Genomic DNA, 17,726 nt, shown 5'->3' with positions numbered 1-17,726 from the left:
TCTCCCCTATGCTTGTGCCGTCCCCGACGGCATGACGAAGCGGGAAATGGCGACTCGTTCGTCGTCGAGGCCCCCATCGTCTAGTGGCCTAGGACGCCGCCCTTTCAAGGCGGTAACGCCGGTTCGAATCCGGTTGGGGGTACGGCTCCGGTCCGAGTACTGTCGGCCATCTGGCAGAATGAGGAACCGGAGAACGGAACACGGATCACCCGCCACCATCGGGGGCCCCGCGTTCTCCCACAACAGAATCATGGTCCTGTGGAGCAGCTAGGAGTGCTCGCCACCCTGTCAAGGTGGAGGCCGCGGGTTCAAATCCCGTCAGGACCGCCCCTCACCACACCCTCGGGTGTGCTCGGGGCCAGGTAGCTCAGTCGGTACGAGCGTCCGCCTGAAAAGCGGAAGGTCGGCGGTTCGACCCCGCCCCTGGCCACCCAGTCTGATCAGCGAAGAAGCCCGGAGCCATTGCGGCCCGGGCTTTTTTGGTGCCCGGGCGGCGCGACCGCCGCCGCTGTGCGCCCCCCTGGAGCGGCCCGCCCGCGTCGATGGGCGCCGCTATTCGCCCGCGTGCCGGGATCGCGCCTCGTGGATCTCCGTCTCGTGGGCGACCGCCCAGTCGGCCAGCGCCGATAGCGGTTCGAGCAGTGTGCGGCCGAGCGGGGTCAGGTCGTATTCGACGGAGGGCGGCACGGTCGCGTGCACCTCGCGTCGGACCAGCCCGTCGGCCTCCAGGCCGCGCAGGGTGTGGGTCAGCATGCGCTGGCTGATGCCGCCGATGGCGCGGTGGAGTTCGTTGTACCGGTGCGGCCGGCCCCCGAGCAGGATCACCACCAGCATGCTCCATTTGTCACCCAGCCGCCGGAACACGCCCCCGACCGGGCACGCGGCCAACTCGTCGGCGGGCACCGGGCGGGGCAGGTCGTGGGCCAGCACCGAGGGAACACCGGTGTGCGTACCGGACATGAAACTGCCTTCTTTCGCGGTCGGGCAGGGCGGTCCATGATCGGACGTGCCGCCCCTCCAGCCTAAGGAGCCCCACCGTGCCGGACCACCTGCCCAAGACCGTCATCATCAGCGGTGGGACCTCCGGCATGGGCCGGGCGGTCGCCCTGGAGCGCCTGGCCAGGGGAGACCACGTGACCGTGATCGGCAGCAGCGAGGCGAGGGGGCGCGCCCTGCTCGACGAGGCCGCCGGGCCGAACCTCCGGTTCCTGCGGGCCGACCTGTCCTCGATCGCCGAGGTCGAGCGGGTCGTCGCCGACGTCTCCGAGCGGCACGGCGCCGTCGACGCGCTGGCGCTGTTCGCCAACCGCGTCAGCCCGCGACGCCAGGAGACCCCCGACGGGCTGGAGTCCACCTTCGCCCTGTACTACCTGAGCCGCTATCTGCTCGGCCACCGGCTGCGCCCCCTGCTCGACGCGGCCCCCGACCCCGTGATCGTCAACGTGGCCGGTGTCGGCAACACCGCGGGAGGGATCCTCTGGGACGACCCGCAGTCGACGCGCCGGTACGGGCAGGTGCGCGCCCAGCTCCAGGCCGGCCGGGCGAACGACCTCCTCGGTGTCGCCTTCGCCGGCCAGGCCGAGAGCAAGGTCCGTTACGTCCTCTACCATCCCGGATTCACCCGCAGCGGGGCCGACGCGCACCCGAGCCCGTTCGTCCGGACGGCGATCGGACTGCTCGCGAAGGGGTTCGCCCGTCCCGTGGCCGACGCGGTCCGGCCGGTCGTCGACTGGATCGACCGGCCGCCCGCGGACGCGCTGACCGCTGTCGACCGGGGCAGGCCCGTCGACCCGTCCCTGCGGACCCTGGATCCCGGCGACGCCGCCCGCCTCGACGCCTACACGCGGGACCTGCTGCGCGCCCGCGGATACTAGGGCGGCGCGGGCGGGGACCCGCGGGCCGCGGACCCGGCGCGCACGGGGTCAGGCGTCGTCGTCAGGGGTGGCGCGGCGGGTGAGGCGCTCGTGGCGCTGGCGGGCGGCCTGGGCGGTGCCGAGGCCGAGGCCGAAGGCGATCTCGTTCCAGGTCATGCCGCGGCCCTTGGCCATCTGCAGGAGGCCGGCCTCCATCTGGTCGAACTCGCCGCGCGCCCACGGCACCAGGGTGAGGGCGGCGGTGAGGTCGCTCTGGTCGACCGGGGGCTCGTCCGGTTCGGGGAGCGCGCTCCCCGCTGCGAGGTCGGCGACACGGCGGACCGCGTCGAAGGGTTCCATGGGCATCCGGCGCTCGTCCCAGCGGACGCGGTGGTCGCCGGCGGCGTGCCGCTCGGTGATGCGCATGAGCGCTTCATAGCTGCGCAGGCGGCGCGCGTCCTGCGGGTCGGGCCGGGTGAAGGGGTCGTTCCGCTCGTTCTCGGGCATGCCCCGATGATGCGATATGAACATAATGTTGTCAACTCATTGATGTGAACGTGTTGTTGTTCCCCGTCGCTCCGGGCGTCGGGCTCGCCTCCGGGGACCGGACCACGGAGAATTCGTTCGCGTGCGTGCTCCGGCGGCGGGCATAGTGGCGTCACATGGGCCATATCAACGTTGCCGGGGTGGGCTATCGGCTCCCCGACGGCCGCATGCTGCTCGACGACGTCTCCTTCCGTGTAGGGGAGGGGATGAAGGCGGTGCTGGTCGGCGCCAACGGCAGCGGCAAGACCACCCTCCTGCGCGTGGTCTCCGGCGATGAACCGCCGTTCGAGGGCGCCGTGACCCGCAGCGGACGGCTCGGCGTCATGCGCCAGTTCATCGGCTCGCACGCGGCGTCCTCCGCCGCGGGTGGGGCCGACGGCGTCTCCGCGCCCCTCTCGGCCGACTCCTCGGTGCGCGACCTGCTCGTCTCGGTGTCCGGCCCCCGGGTGCGCGACGCCGCGCGCGAGCTCGACGCCGCCGAACTCGTGATGATGGAGCGCGACGACGAGGCCGCGCAGCTCCGCTACGCCCAGGCGCTGTCGGACTGGGCCGATGCCGGCGGCTACGACGCCGAGGTGCTGTGGGACGTGTGCGCCGTCGCCGCGCTCGGCATGCCGTTCACCGCCGCGCAGTACCGCGAGCTGGGCACGCTTTCCGGCGGGGAGCAGAAGCGGCTCGCACTGGAGGCCCTGCTGCGCGGCCCCGATGACGTGCTCCTGCTGGACGAGCCCGACAACTACCTGGACGTCCCCGGCAAGCAGTGGCTGGAGGAGCAGCTGCGCGCCACCGCCAAGACGGTGCTGTTCATCAGCCACGACCGGGAGCTCATCGCGGCGACCGCCACCCACCTCATCACCCTGGAGGGCGGGGCCGGCGCCGGGAACTCGGCGTGGGTCCACGGCGGGGGCTACGCCGGCTACCACGCCGCCCGGGAGGACCGCCACGCCAGGTTCGCCGAGCTGCGCCGCCGCTGGGACGAGCGCCACAAGAGCCTGCGCGAACTCGTGCGCGGCCTGCGCCAGAAGGCCGAGTACAACGACGGCATGGCCAGCCGCTACCAGGCGGCTCTCACCCGCCTGCGCAGGTTCGAGGAGGCCGGGCCGCCGCCGGAGCCGCCGCGGGCGCAGGCGATCACCATGAGGCTGCGCGGCGGGCGCACCGGCGTCCGCGCCCTCACCTGCCGCGACCTGGAGCTGACCGGGCTCATGCGCCCCTTCGCCGCCGAGGTGTTCTACGGCGAGCGGATCGGAGTCCTGGGATCCAATGGGTCGGGAAAGTCGCACTTCCTGCGGCTGCTGGCCGACCCCTCCTCGGTCGCCCACGGCGGTCAGGCCAAGCTCGGCGCGCGCGTGGTCCCCGGCCACTTCGCCCAGACCCACCACCACCCCGAGTGGACGGGGCGGACGCTGACCGCGATCCTCGCCGAGGAGTACGCCCTGCCCCTGGAGCGGTCGGCGCCCGTTCTCCAGCGCTATGAACTCGTGCACCAGCGCGACCAGCGGTTCGAGACCCTGTCCGGCGGGCAGCAGGCGCGCTTCCAGATCGTGCTGCTGGAGCTGTCGGGCGCCACGATGCTGCTGCTCGACGAGCCCACCGACAACCTCGACGTCGACTCCGCCGACGCCCTGGAGACGGCGCTCGACTCCTTCGAGGGCACGGTCCTCGCCGTCACCCACGACCGCTGGTTCGCCCGCTCGTTCGACCGCTTCCTGGTGTTCGGCGCGGAGGGGGACGTCTACGTCTCGCAATCCCCGGTGTGGGACGAGGGCCGGGTCCGCCGCGATCGGGCCTGACCCGGGGCGGAGCGGGCCGGAACCCGCCCGGCGGCGGCCCCGGGCGTCCCGATGGGACGGAGCGCTCGGCGGAGCCGCTACAGTTGGACGTGTGGACGGCGATCCCGTCCGCACCGAGGTCCTGTGGAGCAGCTAGGAGTGCTCGCCACCCTGTCAAGGTGGAGGCCGCGGGTTCAAATCCCGTCAGGACCGCCCCTCACACCACCGCCCGGAGCCCATGGCCCCGGGCTTCTTCATGTCCGGCCCGCGGAATCCGCCGGCCAAGGAGGTGAGCGCCGTGGCCTACCGCTACGCCACCGAGCGGGCCGACCACTCCGACCTCGCGAGCGGCCGCGTGTTCCGCTCGGCCCCCGGGTACCCCGGCTTCCCCGTGCGCCTGGCCGACGAGCTGTTCCAGCGCGCGGCGGCCTACGCGGGCGACCGCCCCATCGCCCTGTGGGACCCGTGCTGCGGCAGCGGGCACCTGGCGACCGCGGTGGGCCTGCTGCACCGCGACCGGCTGTCCCGGGTGCTCGCCACCGATGCCGACGACGCGGCCGCGGGCCTGGCGGCCCGCAACCTGGAGCTGCTGACCGCGGAGGGCCTGGCGGCACGCGAGCGGGAGCTGCGCGCCGACGCCGACCGGTTCGGCAAACCGTCGTTCCTGGACCGGGCCGCGGCGGCCCGCCGCCTCTCCGGCCGCCTGGCGGCGATGGGCGGCGACCTGCCCCGCGCCGTGCGCACCGGTGACGCTTTCGCACCGGAGCCGCCCGGCCCGGTGGACGTCGTGCTCACCGACGTGCCCTACGGCGACCTCAGCCACTGGTCGGGCCGGCTCCCCGAGGGCGACCCCGTTCCCGCGCTGCTGCGGGCGCTGGCCGCGGTCCTGCCCGGCGGCGCGGTCATCGCCGTCGCGGCGCGTACCCGCAAGGTTGCCCTCCCCGAGGGGACCGCCGCTCTGGAGAGGATGCGCGCGGGCAACCGGGCCGCGGTCCTGGTGCGGGCGGGCGACCTGCGCGGCGGACCCGGACGGACCTGACGGTCCGCCTGCGCCGCGCGGCCGTCGTCGCTGTCGCCGTGACGTGCCGCGCCGGGACGGCCGGTGCCGGACACGCGCCGTCGCCCGGCGCGCCGGGTCCGGTGATGCGACGGTCACTGACGGTAATGTGACGTCCGTGAGGTGTGCTGAGGTGGTCCGCCCCGCGGGCCCGGCCGGTCCCGGTGCGGCGGCCGGGCGGTGCCGGTGATGGCGGGGCCCGCCGAGAGGAGGAGCCGCGTGGAGCTGTTCCCCGCGATGCCGTTGGCGGAGTGGCGCGACACCAAGCAGACCCTGCACCGCTTCCTGCAGATCGTCGGCAAGATCCGCCTGGCGGCGAGCCCGCGCCGCAACCACTGGTGGCACGTGCCCTTCCACCTCACCGGCACCGGCCTGACCACCCGGCCGATGGGCCGGATCGACGGCAACCCGATCTTCACCATCGACCTCGACCTGGTCGGCCACCGCCTGGTGGCGAGCACGGTCGACGGCCGCGGCGCGTCCTTCCCCATGCGGGGCCACAGCGTCTCCTCGTTCTATCGCGAGCTTCTGGGCACCCTCGAAAGCATCGGGGTGCATGCCCGTATCCACATCGCGCGCCCCTACGACCTCGCCGACTCCGGCCGCCCATTCGTCGAGGACACCGAGCACGCCGCCTACGACACCGCCGCCGCCACGCGCTACTGGCAGGTGCTGTCGCAGGTGAACCTGGTGTTGGAGGAGTTCGCGGCGCGCTTCTCGGGCAAGACCAGCCCGGTGCACCACTTCTGGCACACCCTCGACATCGCGGTCACCCGGTTCCTCGACCGCCCGGTCGACCAGCCGCGCGAGGCCGGCCCGCTGATCCGCGAGGCGTACTCGCGCGAGGCGATCAGCTTCGGGTTCTGGTTCGGCGACGACACCGTCCCCGAGCCGGCGTTCTACTCCTACGCCGCTCCCGAACCGGACGGCATCACCGACCGGCCGCTGCCCAAAGGCGCCGAATGGGCCACCGGCGGCAGCGGCCACCTCGCGCTGCTCCGCTACGACAGGGTGCGCGAGGAGGCCGATCGCGCCGGCGCCGTCCTCGCCTTCTACGAGGCGGCCTACCGGGCGGGGGCGGAGCCGGCCGGCTGGCCCGTCGACGCGCTCGCCTGCCCCCACGGCGTGACCGATCCGTACCGCCGGGAGGGGGGCCCATGGACCTGACCGTCACCGATGTCCCGTCGGCCAAGCGCTTCGAGGTCCGCGACGGCGACTCCCTGGCCGGGTTCGCCGTCTACATCCCCACGGACGAGATGATCGTCTTCACCCACACCGAGGTTCCCGCGTCGTACGAGGGCAAGGGGGTCGGCGGCACGCTGGTGCGCGGCGCGCTGGACGATGTGCGGGCGCGAGGGCTGGCCGTGCTCCCGCTGTGCCCGTTCGTCAAGGGCTGGATCCAGCGCCACCCCGACTACGCGGACCTGGTGTATTCGGCGCCTGGGAGCCGTGTGACCGACTGAGCCGCCCGCTCCCCGGGGGTGGCCCGGCCGCCGGTGCGGCCGATTCGCGGCGTGTGTCCGGTTCGGGTCTTTCGTCACCGGCTTCCCGGGAGGCGCGCCGCCGCGGCGATCTCCGGTGATCGCCTGCGGGTAGGCTCTGCCGACGCCGCCCCCGTATGCGTGGAATGGATGGAGCCTGTTCGGTGACCCTGCGAGAACGTGTCCGGGGCGTGGTCGAAGCGCGCTGGTTCCAGACGGCCATCATCTCCCTCATCCTCGTCAACGGCCTGATCCTCGGGCTGGAGACCTCCCCCGCGATCATGGCCCGGTACGGGGAGACGCTGCACCGCATCGACCTCTTCGTGCTCGCGGTGTTCGTGGTGGAGCTGGGCCTGCGCATCTTCGCCCACCGGTCCGCCTTCTTCCGCGATCCCTGGAGCTGGTTCGACCTGGTGATCATCGGTATCGCGCTGCTGCCGACCTCGGGCCCCTTCTCGGTGCTGCGGGTCCTGCGCGTGCTGCGGGTGCTGCGCCTGCTGTCGGTCATCCCGACGCTGCGGCACGTGGTGACCGGGCTCTTCAAGGCGCTCCCGGGGATGGCGTCGATCTCCCTGCTGGTCGGGCTGCTGCTCTACGTGGCCGCCGTGATGGCCACCAACCTCTTCGGGGGCAGCGCGCCCCAGTACTTCGGCGACATCCTGACCGCGTTGTTCACCCTGTTCCAGATCATGACCGGCGACAGTTGGGGCGAGATCGCCCAGACCGTGATGGCCGAGCAGCCGGCCGCGTGGGTGTTCTTCGTGGCCTTCATCCTCGCCTCGACGTTCGTCGCGCTGAACCTGTTCATCGCGGTGGCGGTCGAGGCGCTGGAGCACGAGAACGACGAGGAGAAGGCGGCGGCGGCCGGCGATGATCCGGTGCTGGTGGAGCTGCGCGCCCTGCGGTCGGAGATCGCCGAGCTGCGGCGGGACGCGGAAAGGACGCGCGACGGCGTCTAGGGTCCGGATACGTCCGGCAGAGACCCCATATCGGGACGGATGGCCGCAAGAGACCCGTGCGAAGGGTGCCGTAGCGCGCGGTGAGTCGCTAGTGTGCTATGTCACAACCGAGTCCCGTGTCCGAGGGGGTCAGATGACCATCGTCTCGATCGAGCCCGCCACCCCGGATCGGTGGGACGACCTGGAGCGCCTGTTCGGGCGGACCGGAGCCTATGGCCATTGCTGGTGCGCGTACTACCGCCGCAGGGCGAAGGACTTCACCGCCAGCGTGTCCTGTGCCCCCGCGGAGCGGGGCGCCGGCAACCGCGAGGAGCTGCGCCGGCTGACGCTGGACGGCAGGATCCCCGGACTGCTCGCCTACGAGGACGGCCTGCCGTGCGGGTGGGTCTCCGTCGCCCCGCGCGACGACTTCATCCGCCTGTCCCGTTCGCGGTCGCTGCGCCCCGCCGATCCCGACGAGCCCGGCGTGTGGTCGGTCGTGTGCTTCTGGCTCCCGCCGCGCCGCCGCCGCAAAGGGCTGGGCGCCCAGCTCCTCGACGCCGCCGTGGAATACGCGCGCGACGGCGGCGGCCGGGTGCTGGAGGCCTATCCCGTCGACACCGCGGGCGGGCGCGCCCCCAGCGCCGAGGTCTACACCGGGACCGTGCGCATGTTCCAGAAGGCGGGCTTCGCCTGCTCCGCGCACCCGGTCAGCGGCCGGCCCATCGCCCGGCTGGCCCTCAAGGCCGACTAGCGCCGGCGCGGCCCGGCGCGTCTCCGGCGGGCCGGCCCGCCCGGTCCGCCCGCCCGGTCCGCCCGTGCGGCGGGACCGGCGCGGGTACCGCCGTGACGCAGGACGCCCCCGTCGGCCGGATACGAGCCGGCCGACGGGGGCGTCCCCCCGTTATGAGGACCCGGTGGGTCAGCGGGTGGAGACGGCCCCGCCCTCAAGCTCGGCGTAACCGGTCTCGGTTTCGACGTCGGACAGGGCGAACCCGTGGGGCTCGTAGAGCACGTTGAAGGCATCGCTGGAGTGGTAGCCCGCCTTGCCCTGGAAGGCGGCGGCGTCGACGTCGGCGGACGCGGTGCCCGCCATGCCGATCAGAGCGGGGACGACGATTGCGGAACCGAGGAGGACGCGCTTCATGTTCTGCATTTCGATCCTTTGCGCTTGTGATGCGAGGGAATTTTCGCTGCTGCTTCTCGCTCCGGTGCGATCACTTCTGACGAGGTGAAGCCTGTGCGGGCCCTGCACGGTGGGAGATCTCGCCACCAGCGGGCGCCCCCAACCGCGAACCCGGAAGTGATCCAGGTCACCCAGGGTCTGATTCGGTGGAATAGGGGCGAAAGGCGCTCCCGACTGGTGCAATATCTGGGGACAAAATGGCTTCTGTTCTGCTTGCTGTATAGGGATTTCGCGCCTTTTTCAGGCGGCTGAATAGGTGATTTCCAATCCCGGCCGAATTCGGTCGCGGGCGTGTTTTCCAGCGAGGCCGGCCCGGGGGTGGCGGGCCCGGGTGTGGAGGTGTCCGCACCGGGATTGCATACCCCCTAGGGGTATGCAATCCTGATGTCGCCGCCGGGCGGGGCAGGTCCGCGCCGGGCGGCGCCGGGCGTACACAGCGCCGTCGCGAACGAGCACACGAGGAGGCGGACATGTCCGTCGGTACGAGCACGGTCTACGAAGTCGAGGGCATGACCTGCGCACACTGCGCCGAGTCGGTCGGCCGTGAGGTCGGAGCGGTCCCCGGGGTGACCGGCGTCGACGTCGATGTCGCCGCCGGCCGGGTCACCGTGGCCGGCGACGGCCCCGTGGACGCCGCGCTGGTCCGCGCGGCGGTCGACGAGGCCGGTTACACGGTCAAGAGCTGACCGTGGGCGCCCCCGTGCGGCCGCACTCCGGCGAGAGGCGCGCGGGGGCGCTCGGGCGGGCCTGGGGCGGAGGGCGTCCAGCGGCCCGCCGATCGACCGGCGCCGATCCCGGGGCGGACACCCCGCCGCGGATACCCCTGCCCTCTATGTACGCGTCCCCAGGTGTCCCGGCAATGGACGGCGGGTGCGGCCGCCGATCGCGGGCCGAAACCCCAGGGCGGACGGCGCCGGCCACGCACCGGCGGACCCGCGGCGGCGCGCGGCGTGTAGGGACGCTGCGTGGCCGTCCGGTTTCGCCACGCCTTTCACGGTGCGGGCGAAAGCGCTAGGGTTTCGACCCGAACCGCCCGTCCCGCAAGGTTTCGGTGATCCCGGACCGGGCGGTGGCGCCGGCCCGGCCCGGCCGTCCGAATGACCGATTCCGATGCCCACTTCCCGCCTTCGACCGCCGATGATGAGCGAGGAACGATCCGAGTGACCTCCCCTCCTTGCCCGTACGCCGCACTGTACGAGCCCGAATTCCATGCCGACCCGCAAACCGTCAATGAGCGGTTGCGCAAGGAGTACGGCCCGGTCATCCCCGTTGAGCTGGAGCCGGGGGTGCGCGGCTGGTCGGTGATCGACTACGCCACGCTGATCTCCTGGTGCCGCGATACCCGCACGTTCAGCCGCGACTCCCGCCGCTGGCGCGACTGGCGCGAGGGCCGGCTCGCCGACGACTCCGGGACGCTCGGCATGATGATGCACCGCCCCAACGTGCTCTTCGCCGACGGCGCCGAGCACCAGCGGCTGCGCCGCGCCGTCACCGACAGCCTCGCCGCGACGGACCCCCAGGCGCTGACCGAGGTCGCCCGGGCATCGGCGAACCAGTTGATCGACGCCTTCTGCGAGCGGGGGGAGGCCGAGCTCTTGGAGGAGTACGCGCGGCTGCTCCCCTTCCTGGTGATCAACCACCTCTTCGGGTTCGAGGAGGAGAACGCCCGCAGGTTCGCGGTCGCGATGCGCGACCTGTTCGACGGGATCCACGCCGAACGCGCCAACGCCGAACTGGAGCGCGTGGCCTCCGCCGAGATCACCCGCAAGCGCCGGCAGCCGGGCAAGGACGTCACCACGGGCCTGCTGGAGCACCGCGCGGAGCTGGCCGACGAAGAGATCCTCCAGCACCTCGTGCTGATCGTCGGCGCGGGCAACGAGCCGACGGCCAATCTCATCGCCAACGCCATGCGCATCCTGCTGACCGACCGCGACCTCGGCGACGACGTCGCCGGCTCGCGCACGAGTATCGAGGACGCGGTCGACCGGGTGCTGTGGAGCGACTCCCCCTTGACCAACTACCCGGTCATGTACCCCACCTCCGACATCCCCCTCGCGAACGGGCAGGAGATCAAGGAGGGCGAGCCGGTCATGCTCGGCTACGCCGCCGCCAACAGGAACGTGGCCCAGGAGTACGCCGAGAGCATGGGCTCGGCGCCCAACCGCGCGCACCTCGCGTTCGGCGTGGGGCCGCACCGCTGCCCCGCTCAGGACACCGCGATCATGATCGCCAACACGGGCCTGCGCACCCTCCTGCGCCGCCTGCCCGGACTGCGGCTCGGGGTGCCGCCCGAAGAACTGGAGTGGCGGGTGTCGATCTTCGCCCGCTCGCTCACCCGGCTGCCCATCACCTTCGACCCCCAACCGCCCTCAGCCGAAGGAACGCCTTGGAAACAGTCGCACTCGTCCCCGGAGACCTCCACCGCCAGTCCGGACGCCTCCGCGCCCTCGGGCCGGTCGTCCCTGTCGAACTTCCTGGCCAGGTTGATGCGTGGGCGGTGACCCACCACGAGGCGGTCATGGAGGTGCTCACGCATCCCGCGGTGAAGAAGAACCCCAAGCACTGGCGGGCGTGGCGCGACGGCGAGATCCGGCCGGACTGGCAGCTCATCTCGTGGGTGGCCAACGACAACATGCTCGCCCGCGACGATGAGGACCACACACGGCTGCGCAAGCTCGTCTCCAAGGCGTTCACCCCGCGCCGGGTCGAGACGATGCGCACGCGGATCGAGGAGATCGTCGACGGCCTGCTCGACGACGCGTCCGAAGCCGCAGCCTCCGGATCCGGCGGCGCGATCGGGCTGAAGGAGGCGCTGGCGCTGCCGCTCCCGCTGACCGTCACCGGCGACCTGTTCGGGGTCGAGGGCGACGAACGGCGTGCCGACCTCCAGCGGCTCATCTTCAACGTCTTCGACCAGAGCATCACCCCCGAGGTCGCGCTCGCCACCCACCTGGAGATGCAGCGGTTCCTCGGCGAACTCGTGGCGCGCAAGCGCGTCGAACCCGGCGGCGACATGACCACCGCCCTCATCCAGGCGCGCGACGAGCAGGACCGGCTCAGCGAATCCGAGCTGGTGTGGACGCTGATCCTCATCATCGGCGCCGGGTTCGAGACCACGATGAACCTGATCGTCAACGCGGTGCGGGCGCTGCTCACCCACCCCGACCAGCTCCGCCTGGTGCTGGACGGCACGCACACGTGGAGCGACGTCATCGAGGAGACCCTGCGCTGGGACACCTCCATCCACAACATCCCGCTCCGCTACGCGGCCGAGGACGTCGACATCCAGGGGACGGTCATCAAGGAGGGCGACGCCATCCTGGTGTCCTACGGGGCGGCCGGGCGCGACCCCGGCCGGCACGGGGACACCGCGCACGAGTTCGACATCACGCGCGAGGACAAGACCCACGTCGCGTTCTCGCACGGCGCCCACTACTGCCTCGGGGCGAACCTGGCCCGGATGCAGCTCGCGGTCGCCCTGCCCAAGCTCTGGGAGCGCTTCCCCGGCCTCGCCCTCGCCCCCGGCGCGATGGAGGAGATCCCCTCCATCGTCTCCAAGGGCCTCACCGAACTCCCGGTCCTCCTCAAGGGCTGAACCGCCGCGGCACCGCTCCGCGGCATGTGGGAGGGCCCCGTGAACGCACCGTTCGCGGGGCCCTCCCACATGCCCGGGACGGGATTGCGGCCGGGTCGCGCGGACGGGGCCGCAAGAACGGGGAAAGGCGGCCCCCGGGGACGGACCGGGGGCCGCCACCCGGCGGCGGCCGGCTAGGCCGAAACGGGCTCGGCCGTGCCGCCGCCGGCGTCCGCCCGATGCAGGCCCTCGATCCAGTCGACGACCTGGTCGGCGGTTGCGGTGACGGGGGCGTCGGTGGTGTCGATCAGGGTCATGGGGGGCGCCATCTCGTGCGCGGTCTCCCGGATCCAGGCGGTGTAGTCGAGCATCTCCGTGATGCGGGGCTCGTCCCACTGCCGCCAGGCGGGGCGCGCGCGCAACCGGGCGGCGAGCACCTCCGGGTCGCACATCAGCGCCAGGTAGCGGATGTCGGAGAAGAACGAGCGCTCGGGCAGGCGCTCGAACTCCGGCGGCACCACGGTCCCGCAGAGCACGACCGGGCGGCCGTTCTGCTGGACCATCGACGCCATGCGCAGCCACGTCGAGCGGAACAGCCGGTGCTCGCCGTCGTGGTCGTCGCGCAGGCCGGCGGTCCACAGCAGGTCCTGCTCCAGCACGACGAAGCGGTCGGCGAGCCGTTCGAGGAGCAGGTGCGCCACGGTGGACTTGCCGGTGCCGCTGGGGCCGGTGACGCAGTACAGGGGAAGCCGTCGGAAGGTGCGCCGGTGGCCGCACTCGGTGCAGCGGACCACCGGCACTGCGGGCTCCACGACGGGTTCATCGGTGCGCGTCCCGCAACGCGCGCAGATCAACAGGTTCACACGGATCCATCGGGATCAGTCGAAGAGGTTCTCCAGGAAGCTCTTCTTGCGGCGCCCGTAGGGGCGAGGGGAGTCGGAGTATCCGCCGCCGTAGGGGCGGGGGGAGTCGCGGTGGCCGCCGCCGTGGAACGGCCCTGGGGAGTCGCCGTGCCCGTGGAAGCCGCGGGGGGAGTCGGCGTAGGGCCGGCCTCCGCCGTAGGAGGGCGGGGCGGCGGTGGTGGTGGGACCGTAGTGGCGCTGCTCCGCGCGGAGGATCTGCTCAAGCTCACCATGGTCGAGGAAGATCCCGCGGCAGCGGTCGCACTGCTCCAGGTGGATCCCCATGCGGTCGTAGGTCGTCATCTGGCCTTGGCACTTTGGGCACATCACGGCGTCATCGTATGCGGCATCGGGCTGTGCTCCGGGTAAAAACGGTGCGATCGCCGGCCGTACGGGGGGCGCCGTGGACGGCGGTGCGGGTGGATGGCCGCTGGGTGCCCGGCGGCTCCGGGCCGTTGCGCGCGGCACGCGGCCGCATACGGCCAGTCGGGCGCGGAATGTTTCCCGCAAACCGGGGTAAAAGCACATGTTTCAGTGTCGGTGCAGATCAGCGTGGGCCGCATGGGACCGGTGAGGCCGGGCGGGGCCGCCGGACGACCGGTTCCGGAGCCTGCCGTCGGCCCGGTGCTCATAAACTCGCGTAGGTGGCCCGGACTCCGCGGGTGCCGCCCCCACCCCATCTGAGGAACACTCACGCATGAGCACTGAGCAATCTGATCCCGGACGGCTGCTCGCCCGGCGCTACCGGCTGACCGAGCCGATCGGCGAGGGCGGCATGGGACGGGTCTGGCAGGGCGTCGACGAGCTGTTGGACCGCCCGGTCGCCATCAAGGAGCTCAGCATCCCGCCGCACCTGCCGCAGCACGAGATCGACGTGCTGCGCACCCGGATGCTGCGCGAGGCGCACAGTGCCGCACAGCTCAGCCACCCCAGCATCATCACGGTCTACGACGTGGTCGAGACCGACGACCGGCCCTGGATCGTCATGGAGCTGGTGCGCGGGCCCTCATTGGGCGACCTCCTCAAGCGCGACGGAACGATGCCGCCCGAGCGCACCGCCAAGATCGGGCTCCAGGTGGCGGCCGCCCTCGCCGTGGCCCACGACCGCGGGATCGTGCACCGCGACATCAAGCCGGGCAACGTCCTGATCGCGGGCAACGACCGCGCCGTGCTCACCGACTTCGGGATCGCCCGCATCGAGGGCACCACCAACCTCACCCGCACGGGCCTGCTCGTGGGTTCACCCGGCTACCTCGCGCCGGAGCAGGCGCACGGCAAGAAGGCGTCCCCGGCCACCGACATGTGGTCGCTGGGGGTCACCCTCTACCAGGCGGTGCAGGGGGTGACCCCCTTCGGCCGGGACACGCCGGTCGCCACGCTCACCGCGATCGTCACCGAGGACGTCCCGCCGCCCGACGCCGCCGGGCCGCTGCGCCCGCTGCTGGAGCGGCTGCTCGACAAGGAGCCGGAGAACCGGCCCACCGTCCACGAGGCCGCGCGGATGCTGCACGAGGTGTCGGCGGCGACGGGCACCAAGGCCAAGAAGAAGGAGAAGAGGGAGAAGAAGGCGCGGGCGGTCGCGCCGGCTCCGGCGCGCGACTCCGGATCCGCCCGCGCGGCCGCGGCACCGCCCGCACCGCCGCGCCCGTCCGGCGCCGCCGCGCCCGCCGGCGCCGCGCCGCGTGACCGCTCCGGCCGGTCGCGCAGGTCCGTCGCCCCGCTGGTCATCGCCGCCGCACTCGCGATGGCCCTGGCCATCGGCGCCGGCTTCTGGCTGGGCGTGCGCGGCGGGACCGAGGCCGAGCAGACGGGGGCCGAGACCCCGGACGTCCCGGGCACGGCGGAGGCCGGCGCGGACGCCTCCGCGAGCCCGTCCCAGGACGGGCCGGACGCGGAGCCGGAACCCGAGGACGGCGGAGGGGACGACGCCCCCGCGGCCGACCGCTACGAGGACGAGACCGGGTTCGCCCTCGACCTCCCCGAGGGCTGGGAGCCGGACCGGCGCCAGGGCACCAGCGTGTTCTTCGACATCCCCGGCGGCGGCTACCTCCAGATCGACCAGACCGACCAGCCCGGCGACAACGCCAAGGACGACTGGGAGCGCCAGGAGGGCGCGATCTCCGGCAACTTCGGCGGCTACGACCTCGAGGGCATCAGCGAGCTCGACGCGGACTACCTCGACCGCTACATCAGCGCCGCCGACTGGGAGTTCACCTACGACGGCTCCGACGGCCGCATGCACGCGGTCAACCGCGCCTTCCACACCGAGGAGAAGGGCTACGCCCTCTTCCTGGTGTCCCCGGAGGCCGACTGGGACCGCAACCGCGCCCTCCTCGACCCCATGACGGAGTCCTTCGAGCCCGCCGCCTGAGCCCCGCCGCCGGAGCGCGGCGGGAGCGGCCCGGGGCACGCCGTACGCGCGGCGGAACGCGCTGGAGAACGCGAACCCGGCCGAGCGGCCCACGCGGCGGGCGGCCGCCGTGAGCGCGGCTCGGGTGTCCCGGAGCGGCCTCGCCTCGTGAGTTCACCGCCGCCGCCAGGTGGCGGTCGGCGGTCGATGAGGGGTCAGCCGGCGGGCGGGGACGCGGGCCTGCGCAGTAGCCACTGGCGGAACGTGCGCCGTTCGTGGCGGACCACGATGCGGCCGTGGGCCTTCTTGCCGGCCAGCTCAACTCGCAGCGGGACCGGTGTATCGGGGCCGGGGGCCTGGCGGATCTTGATCCCGCAGAACTCCAGCGTCAGCTCATCGGTGTCGATCACGGTGCCCGGCCTGGTGACAAGGGTCAGGGTCTTGCCGACCATGTCCATGTCGATCCGCAGGGTGCCCTGCGTGATCACGGCCTGGGTGAAGTCGAGTGTCACCTCGCACCACTCCGTCGCCAGCTCCAGCCGCCGCGGCACCACCCAGCGCCCCGCGCGCGTGACCGCGCTGAACCTCTGCTGGATCCGGACGACGTCCTTGGCCTCGGGCACCGCCGACCCGGGCGACAGATCAGTGGTGAGCGCGGCCAGTTCGCCCACGGTGCGCGCCGACAGGGCGGCCTCCAGGCGCTCGTCCAGCTCGTCGGCCGTCAGCCGGCCGTCCCCCGCCGCGACCCGCAGCAGGTCCACCACGCGGTCCCGGTCCGCATGGGAGGCCCGCGGCCCGGTCGGCGCGGGGGAACCGGAGCGTCCCCCGGTGGGCGAGATCTCTCCCGGCATGGTTCCGTCCTGCCGTCATCGAACGTCGTCGCGCGGAGGGCTGCCGGCGCGACCGGGTGGACCAACGCTATATCGCGGCAGGGATTCCGGCCACCGCCCCCCGGTCGGCGGGGAGGCACCCACGCACCGCCCCCACCGGCCGGCCCGCGGGGACCGATCCGGAACCGGCGCCGCGCGGCGGGCCGAGGAGCTCGGCCAGGCCGGCGACGGGCGAAGCCGCCGCGGCCGAGGGGGTGGCGGGCCTCATGGCGGCAGGGGAGGTCGCAGCGGGGCGCCCTTCGCGGACGCATTACAGTTCCTGCTGGGCTTCCAGGCGCGACACGGCTGCTGAGCGGAGCCCCGGTCCGGATCGGTGGCTTCCGGGCACCACCGCGCGCCGCCGCCCGGACGCCACCGATTCCACGCGGCTGTGCCATCGATGGGAAGCAGGGCGCATGACCGTCAGCCTCACCATGTATGACACCCCGCGACCGTGGAAGAGCGCGCCGGACACCGGGCTCCCGGTGCCGCCTCTGCATCCCGTCCGCATCGCGGACGGCCCGGGGGCGCAGGACCGCATCTTCGCGCACGTGGAGCGCCAACTCCCGGCCGGGGGCATTCCCGCGTACCGCGCCGCGCGCAAGAAGGGGGTCCGTTCCTTCCTCCTGTGGGCCGACGAGGGGCGTACGCAGCCGCTGGCCCGCCTGGTCACGCAGTCCGCCGAAGGGCACCGTGTGATCTACCAGGTGCTCGACGCATACGGGCGGACCATCGGCACCATTACGCGGCGGAACGCGTTCAGGGGCGGCGGATTGCGTGTCCGATGGACGGTGTCGCAGGCCGGCGGACCCGACGCCGTGGGCTACAAGGGACGGCTGTTCTGGTGGGCCGTCGTCTGGCTGGTGTCGCCCCTGATCCCGTTCGCCGTCATCGCCGCCGTGTTCGAGGCCGGAGACCTCCCCCGCGCGCCACGGCGCGTGAGATGGCGTGCGGGCGGCCGGATGGTCATGGAGCACACGCCGTGGGAAGCGGTCCTGCTCCACGCCCCCGGCCTCGATCCCCGGGTCGGCGCCGCGCTCGCGGCGCTGCTGGCGTCCTTCAAGGGTTGGTATCGGACGTCATGGGACGACCAGGTGCAGTAGCGGAGCCCTCGCCGGCCACCGCGCCGGTCCCCGACACTGCTGAGGCCGGGAGAGGCTCGGTATCGATGAGCGTCTGTTCCGCCCGGAACCGGGAC

18 protein-coding genes and 4 tRNA genes are annotated in these 17,726 nt (G+C 72.6%); 16 read left to right on the top strand and 6 right to left on the bottom strand.

The features are described 5' to 3' along the window. The first annotated feature begins 69 nt into the window (after nt 1-69). The 3 genes from ACFO4E_RS24430 to ACFO4E_RS24420 all read left to right on the top strand — a co-directional run bounded on the left by ACFO4E_RS24430 (nt 70) and on the right by ACFO4E_RS24420 (nt 430). Nucleotides 70-142, top strand: a tRNA-Glu gene (locus tag ACFO4E_RS24430). A gap of 110 nt (nt 143-252) precedes the next feature. Further along, nucleotides 253-327 (top strand) — tRNA-Asp (locus ACFO4E_RS24425). Nucleotides 328-356: 29 nt separating this feature from the next. Then, a tRNA-Phe gene (locus ACFO4E_RS24420) sits at nt 357-430 on the top strand. Between the two features lie 122 nt (nt 431-552). On the opposite strand, the gene ACFO4E_RS24415 is transcribed toward ACFO4E_RS24420, so the two are convergent. Continuing rightward, the gene (locus tag ACFO4E_RS24415; RefSeq protein WP_378578626.1) at nt 553-960 is read right to left on the bottom strand and encodes a winged helix-turn-helix transcriptional regulator; all 408 of its coding nucleotides are present in this window, start codon (nt 958-960) and stop codon (nt 553-555) included. Nucleotides 961-1,037: 77 nt separating this feature from the next. Here ACFO4E_RS24415 and ACFO4E_RS24410 point away from each other — a divergent pair, with 77 nt between their 5' ends. Further along, nucleotides 1,038-1,874 (top strand): SDR family NAD(P)-dependent oxidoreductase, encoded by an 837-nt coding sequence (locus ACFO4E_RS24410; protein WP_378578625.1) that lies wholly within the window; start codon nt 1,038-1,040, stop codon nt 1,872-1,874. Between the two features lie 48 nt (nt 1,875-1,922). Here the strand turns inward: ACFO4E_RS24410 and ACFO4E_RS24405 are convergent, their stop codons facing one another. Next, nucleotides 1,923-2,360 (bottom strand): DNA-binding protein, encoded by a 438-nt coding sequence (locus ACFO4E_RS24405; protein WP_378578624.1) that lies wholly within the window; start codon nt 2,358-2,360, stop codon nt 1,923-1,925. Between the two features lie 155 nt (nt 2,361-2,515). On the opposite strand from ACFO4E_RS24405, the gene ACFO4E_RS24400 reads away from it, so the two are divergent. From ACFO4E_RS24400 to ACFO4E_RS24370, 7 genes are all read left to right on the top strand, one after another. Next, nucleotides 2,516-4,192, top strand: a complete 1,677-nt coding sequence (locus ACFO4E_RS24400; protein ID WP_378578622.1) for an ABC-F family ATP-binding cassette domain-containing protein — start codon at nt 2,516-2,518, stop codon at nt 4,190-4,192. Nucleotides 4,193-4,309: 117 nt separating this feature from the next. Beyond that, nucleotides 4,310-4,384: transfer RNA gene (locus tag ACFO4E_RS24395), tRNA-Asp, on the top strand. A gap of 85 nt (nt 4,385-4,469) precedes the next feature. Further along, nucleotides 4,470-5,210: an rRNA methyltransferase gene (locus ACFO4E_RS24390; protein WP_378578682.1), complete on the top strand. Its 741-nt coding sequence runs from the start codon at nt 4,470-4,472 to the stop codon at nt 5,208-5,210. 237 nt (nt 5,211-5,447) lie between these two features. Beyond that, nucleotides 5,448-6,395 carry a DUF5996 family protein gene (locus tag ACFO4E_RS24385; protein ID WP_378578621.1) on the top strand — a complete coding sequence of 316 codons (948 nt, stop codon included), beginning with the start codon at nt 5,448-5,450 and terminating at the stop codon, nt 6,393-6,395. Next, nucleotides 6,386-6,691, top strand: a complete 306-nt coding sequence (locus ACFO4E_RS24380; RefSeq protein WP_378578620.1) for a GNAT family N-acetyltransferase — start codon at nt 6,386-6,388, stop codon at nt 6,689-6,691. The genes ACFO4E_RS24385 and ACFO4E_RS24380 overlap by 10 nt, the downstream gene beginning before the upstream one ends. Nucleotides 6,692-6,873: 182 nt before the next feature. Then, nucleotides 6,874-7,668, top strand: a complete 795-nt coding sequence (locus ACFO4E_RS24375; RefSeq protein WP_378578617.1) for an ion transporter — start codon at nt 6,874-6,876, stop codon at nt 7,666-7,668. Nucleotides 7,669-7,801: 133 nt separating this feature from the next. Then, complete coding sequence (locus ACFO4E_RS24370; protein WP_378578615.1) at nt 7,802-8,401, top strand: GNAT family N-acetyltransferase; 600 nt, start codon at nt 7,802-7,804, stop codon at nt 8,399-8,401. A gap of 168 nt (nt 8,402-8,569) precedes the next feature. On the opposite strand, the gene ACFO4E_RS24365 is transcribed toward ACFO4E_RS24370, so the two are convergent. Continuing rightward, nucleotides 8,570-8,803, bottom strand: coding sequence for a hypothetical protein (locus ACFO4E_RS24365; protein WP_378578613.1), 234 nt, complete (start codon nt 8,801-8,803; stop codon nt 8,570-8,572). A gap of 500 nt (nt 8,804-9,303) precedes the next feature. Between ACFO4E_RS24365 and ACFO4E_RS24360 the strand changes: the two genes are divergently transcribed. The 3 genes from ACFO4E_RS24360 (at nt 9,304) to ACFO4E_RS24350 (ending at nt 12,428) form a co-directional block, all read left to right on the top strand. Continuing rightward, entirely contained in the window at nt 9,304-9,519 is a 216-nt protein-coding gene (locus ACFO4E_RS24360; RefSeq protein ID WP_378578612.1) for a heavy-metal-associated domain-containing protein, read from the top strand. Between the two features lie 474 nt (nt 9,520-9,993). After that, entirely contained in the window at nt 9,994-11,334 is a 1,341-nt protein-coding gene (locus ACFO4E_RS24355; RefSeq protein WP_378578610.1) for a cytochrome P450 family protein, read from the top strand. After that, nucleotides 11,331-12,428, top strand: coding sequence for a cytochrome P450 family protein (locus tag ACFO4E_RS24350; RefSeq protein ID WP_378578609.1), 1,098 nt, complete (start codon nt 11,331-11,333; stop codon nt 12,426-12,428). Before ACFO4E_RS24355 ends, ACFO4E_RS24350 begins: the two co-directional genes overlap by 4 nt. Nucleotides 12,429-12,601: 173 nt before the next feature. Here the strand turns inward: ACFO4E_RS24350 and ACFO4E_RS24345 are convergent, their stop codons facing one another. Beyond that, on the bottom strand, nt 12,602-13,270 hold the full coding sequence (locus ACFO4E_RS24345) for an AAA family ATPase (RefSeq protein WP_378578608.1): 669 nt from the start codon (nt 13,268-13,270) through the stop codon (nt 12,602-12,604). A 15-nt stretch (nt 13,271-13,285) separates the two neighbouring features. Further along, nucleotides 13,286-13,612 (bottom strand): TFIIB-type zinc ribbon-containing protein, encoded by a 327-nt coding sequence (locus tag ACFO4E_RS24340; RefSeq protein WP_378578606.1) that lies wholly within the window; start codon nt 13,610-13,612, stop codon nt 13,286-13,288. Nucleotides 13,613-14,006: 394 nt separating this feature from the next. Here ACFO4E_RS24340 and ACFO4E_RS24335 point away from each other — a divergent pair, with 394 nt between their 5' ends. Beyond that, a complete protein-coding gene (locus tag ACFO4E_RS24335) occupies nt 14,007-15,680 on the top strand; it encodes a serine/threonine-protein kinase (RefSeq protein ID WP_378578605.1) in 1,674 nt (557 codons plus the stop codon). Between the two features lie 194 nt (nt 15,681-15,874). Here the strand turns inward: ACFO4E_RS24335 and ACFO4E_RS24330 are convergent, their stop codons facing one another. After that, complete coding sequence (locus ACFO4E_RS24330) at nt 15,875-16,510, bottom strand: DUF1707 SHOCT-like domain-containing protein (RefSeq protein ID WP_378578603.1); 636 nt, start codon at nt 16,508-16,510, stop codon at nt 15,875-15,877. A gap of 434 nt (nt 16,511-16,944) precedes the next feature. On the opposite strand from ACFO4E_RS24330, the gene ACFO4E_RS24325 reads away from it, so the two are divergent. Beyond that, complete coding sequence (locus ACFO4E_RS24325; protein WP_378578602.1) at nt 16,945-17,631, top strand: hypothetical protein; 687 nt, start codon at nt 16,945-16,947, stop codon at nt 17,629-17,631. Nucleotides 17,632-17,726: the final 95 nt, after the last annotated feature.

Origin of the sequence: Nocardiopsis mangrovi, assembly GCF_042653925.1 — a bacterium.
In the GTDB taxonomy this organism is placed as follows: domain Bacteria; phylum Actinomycetota; class Actinomycetes; order Streptosporangiales; family Streptosporangiaceae; genus Nocardiopsis_B; species Nocardiopsis_B mangrovi.
This window is presented reverse-complemented; position numbering and strand designations above follow the sequence as displayed.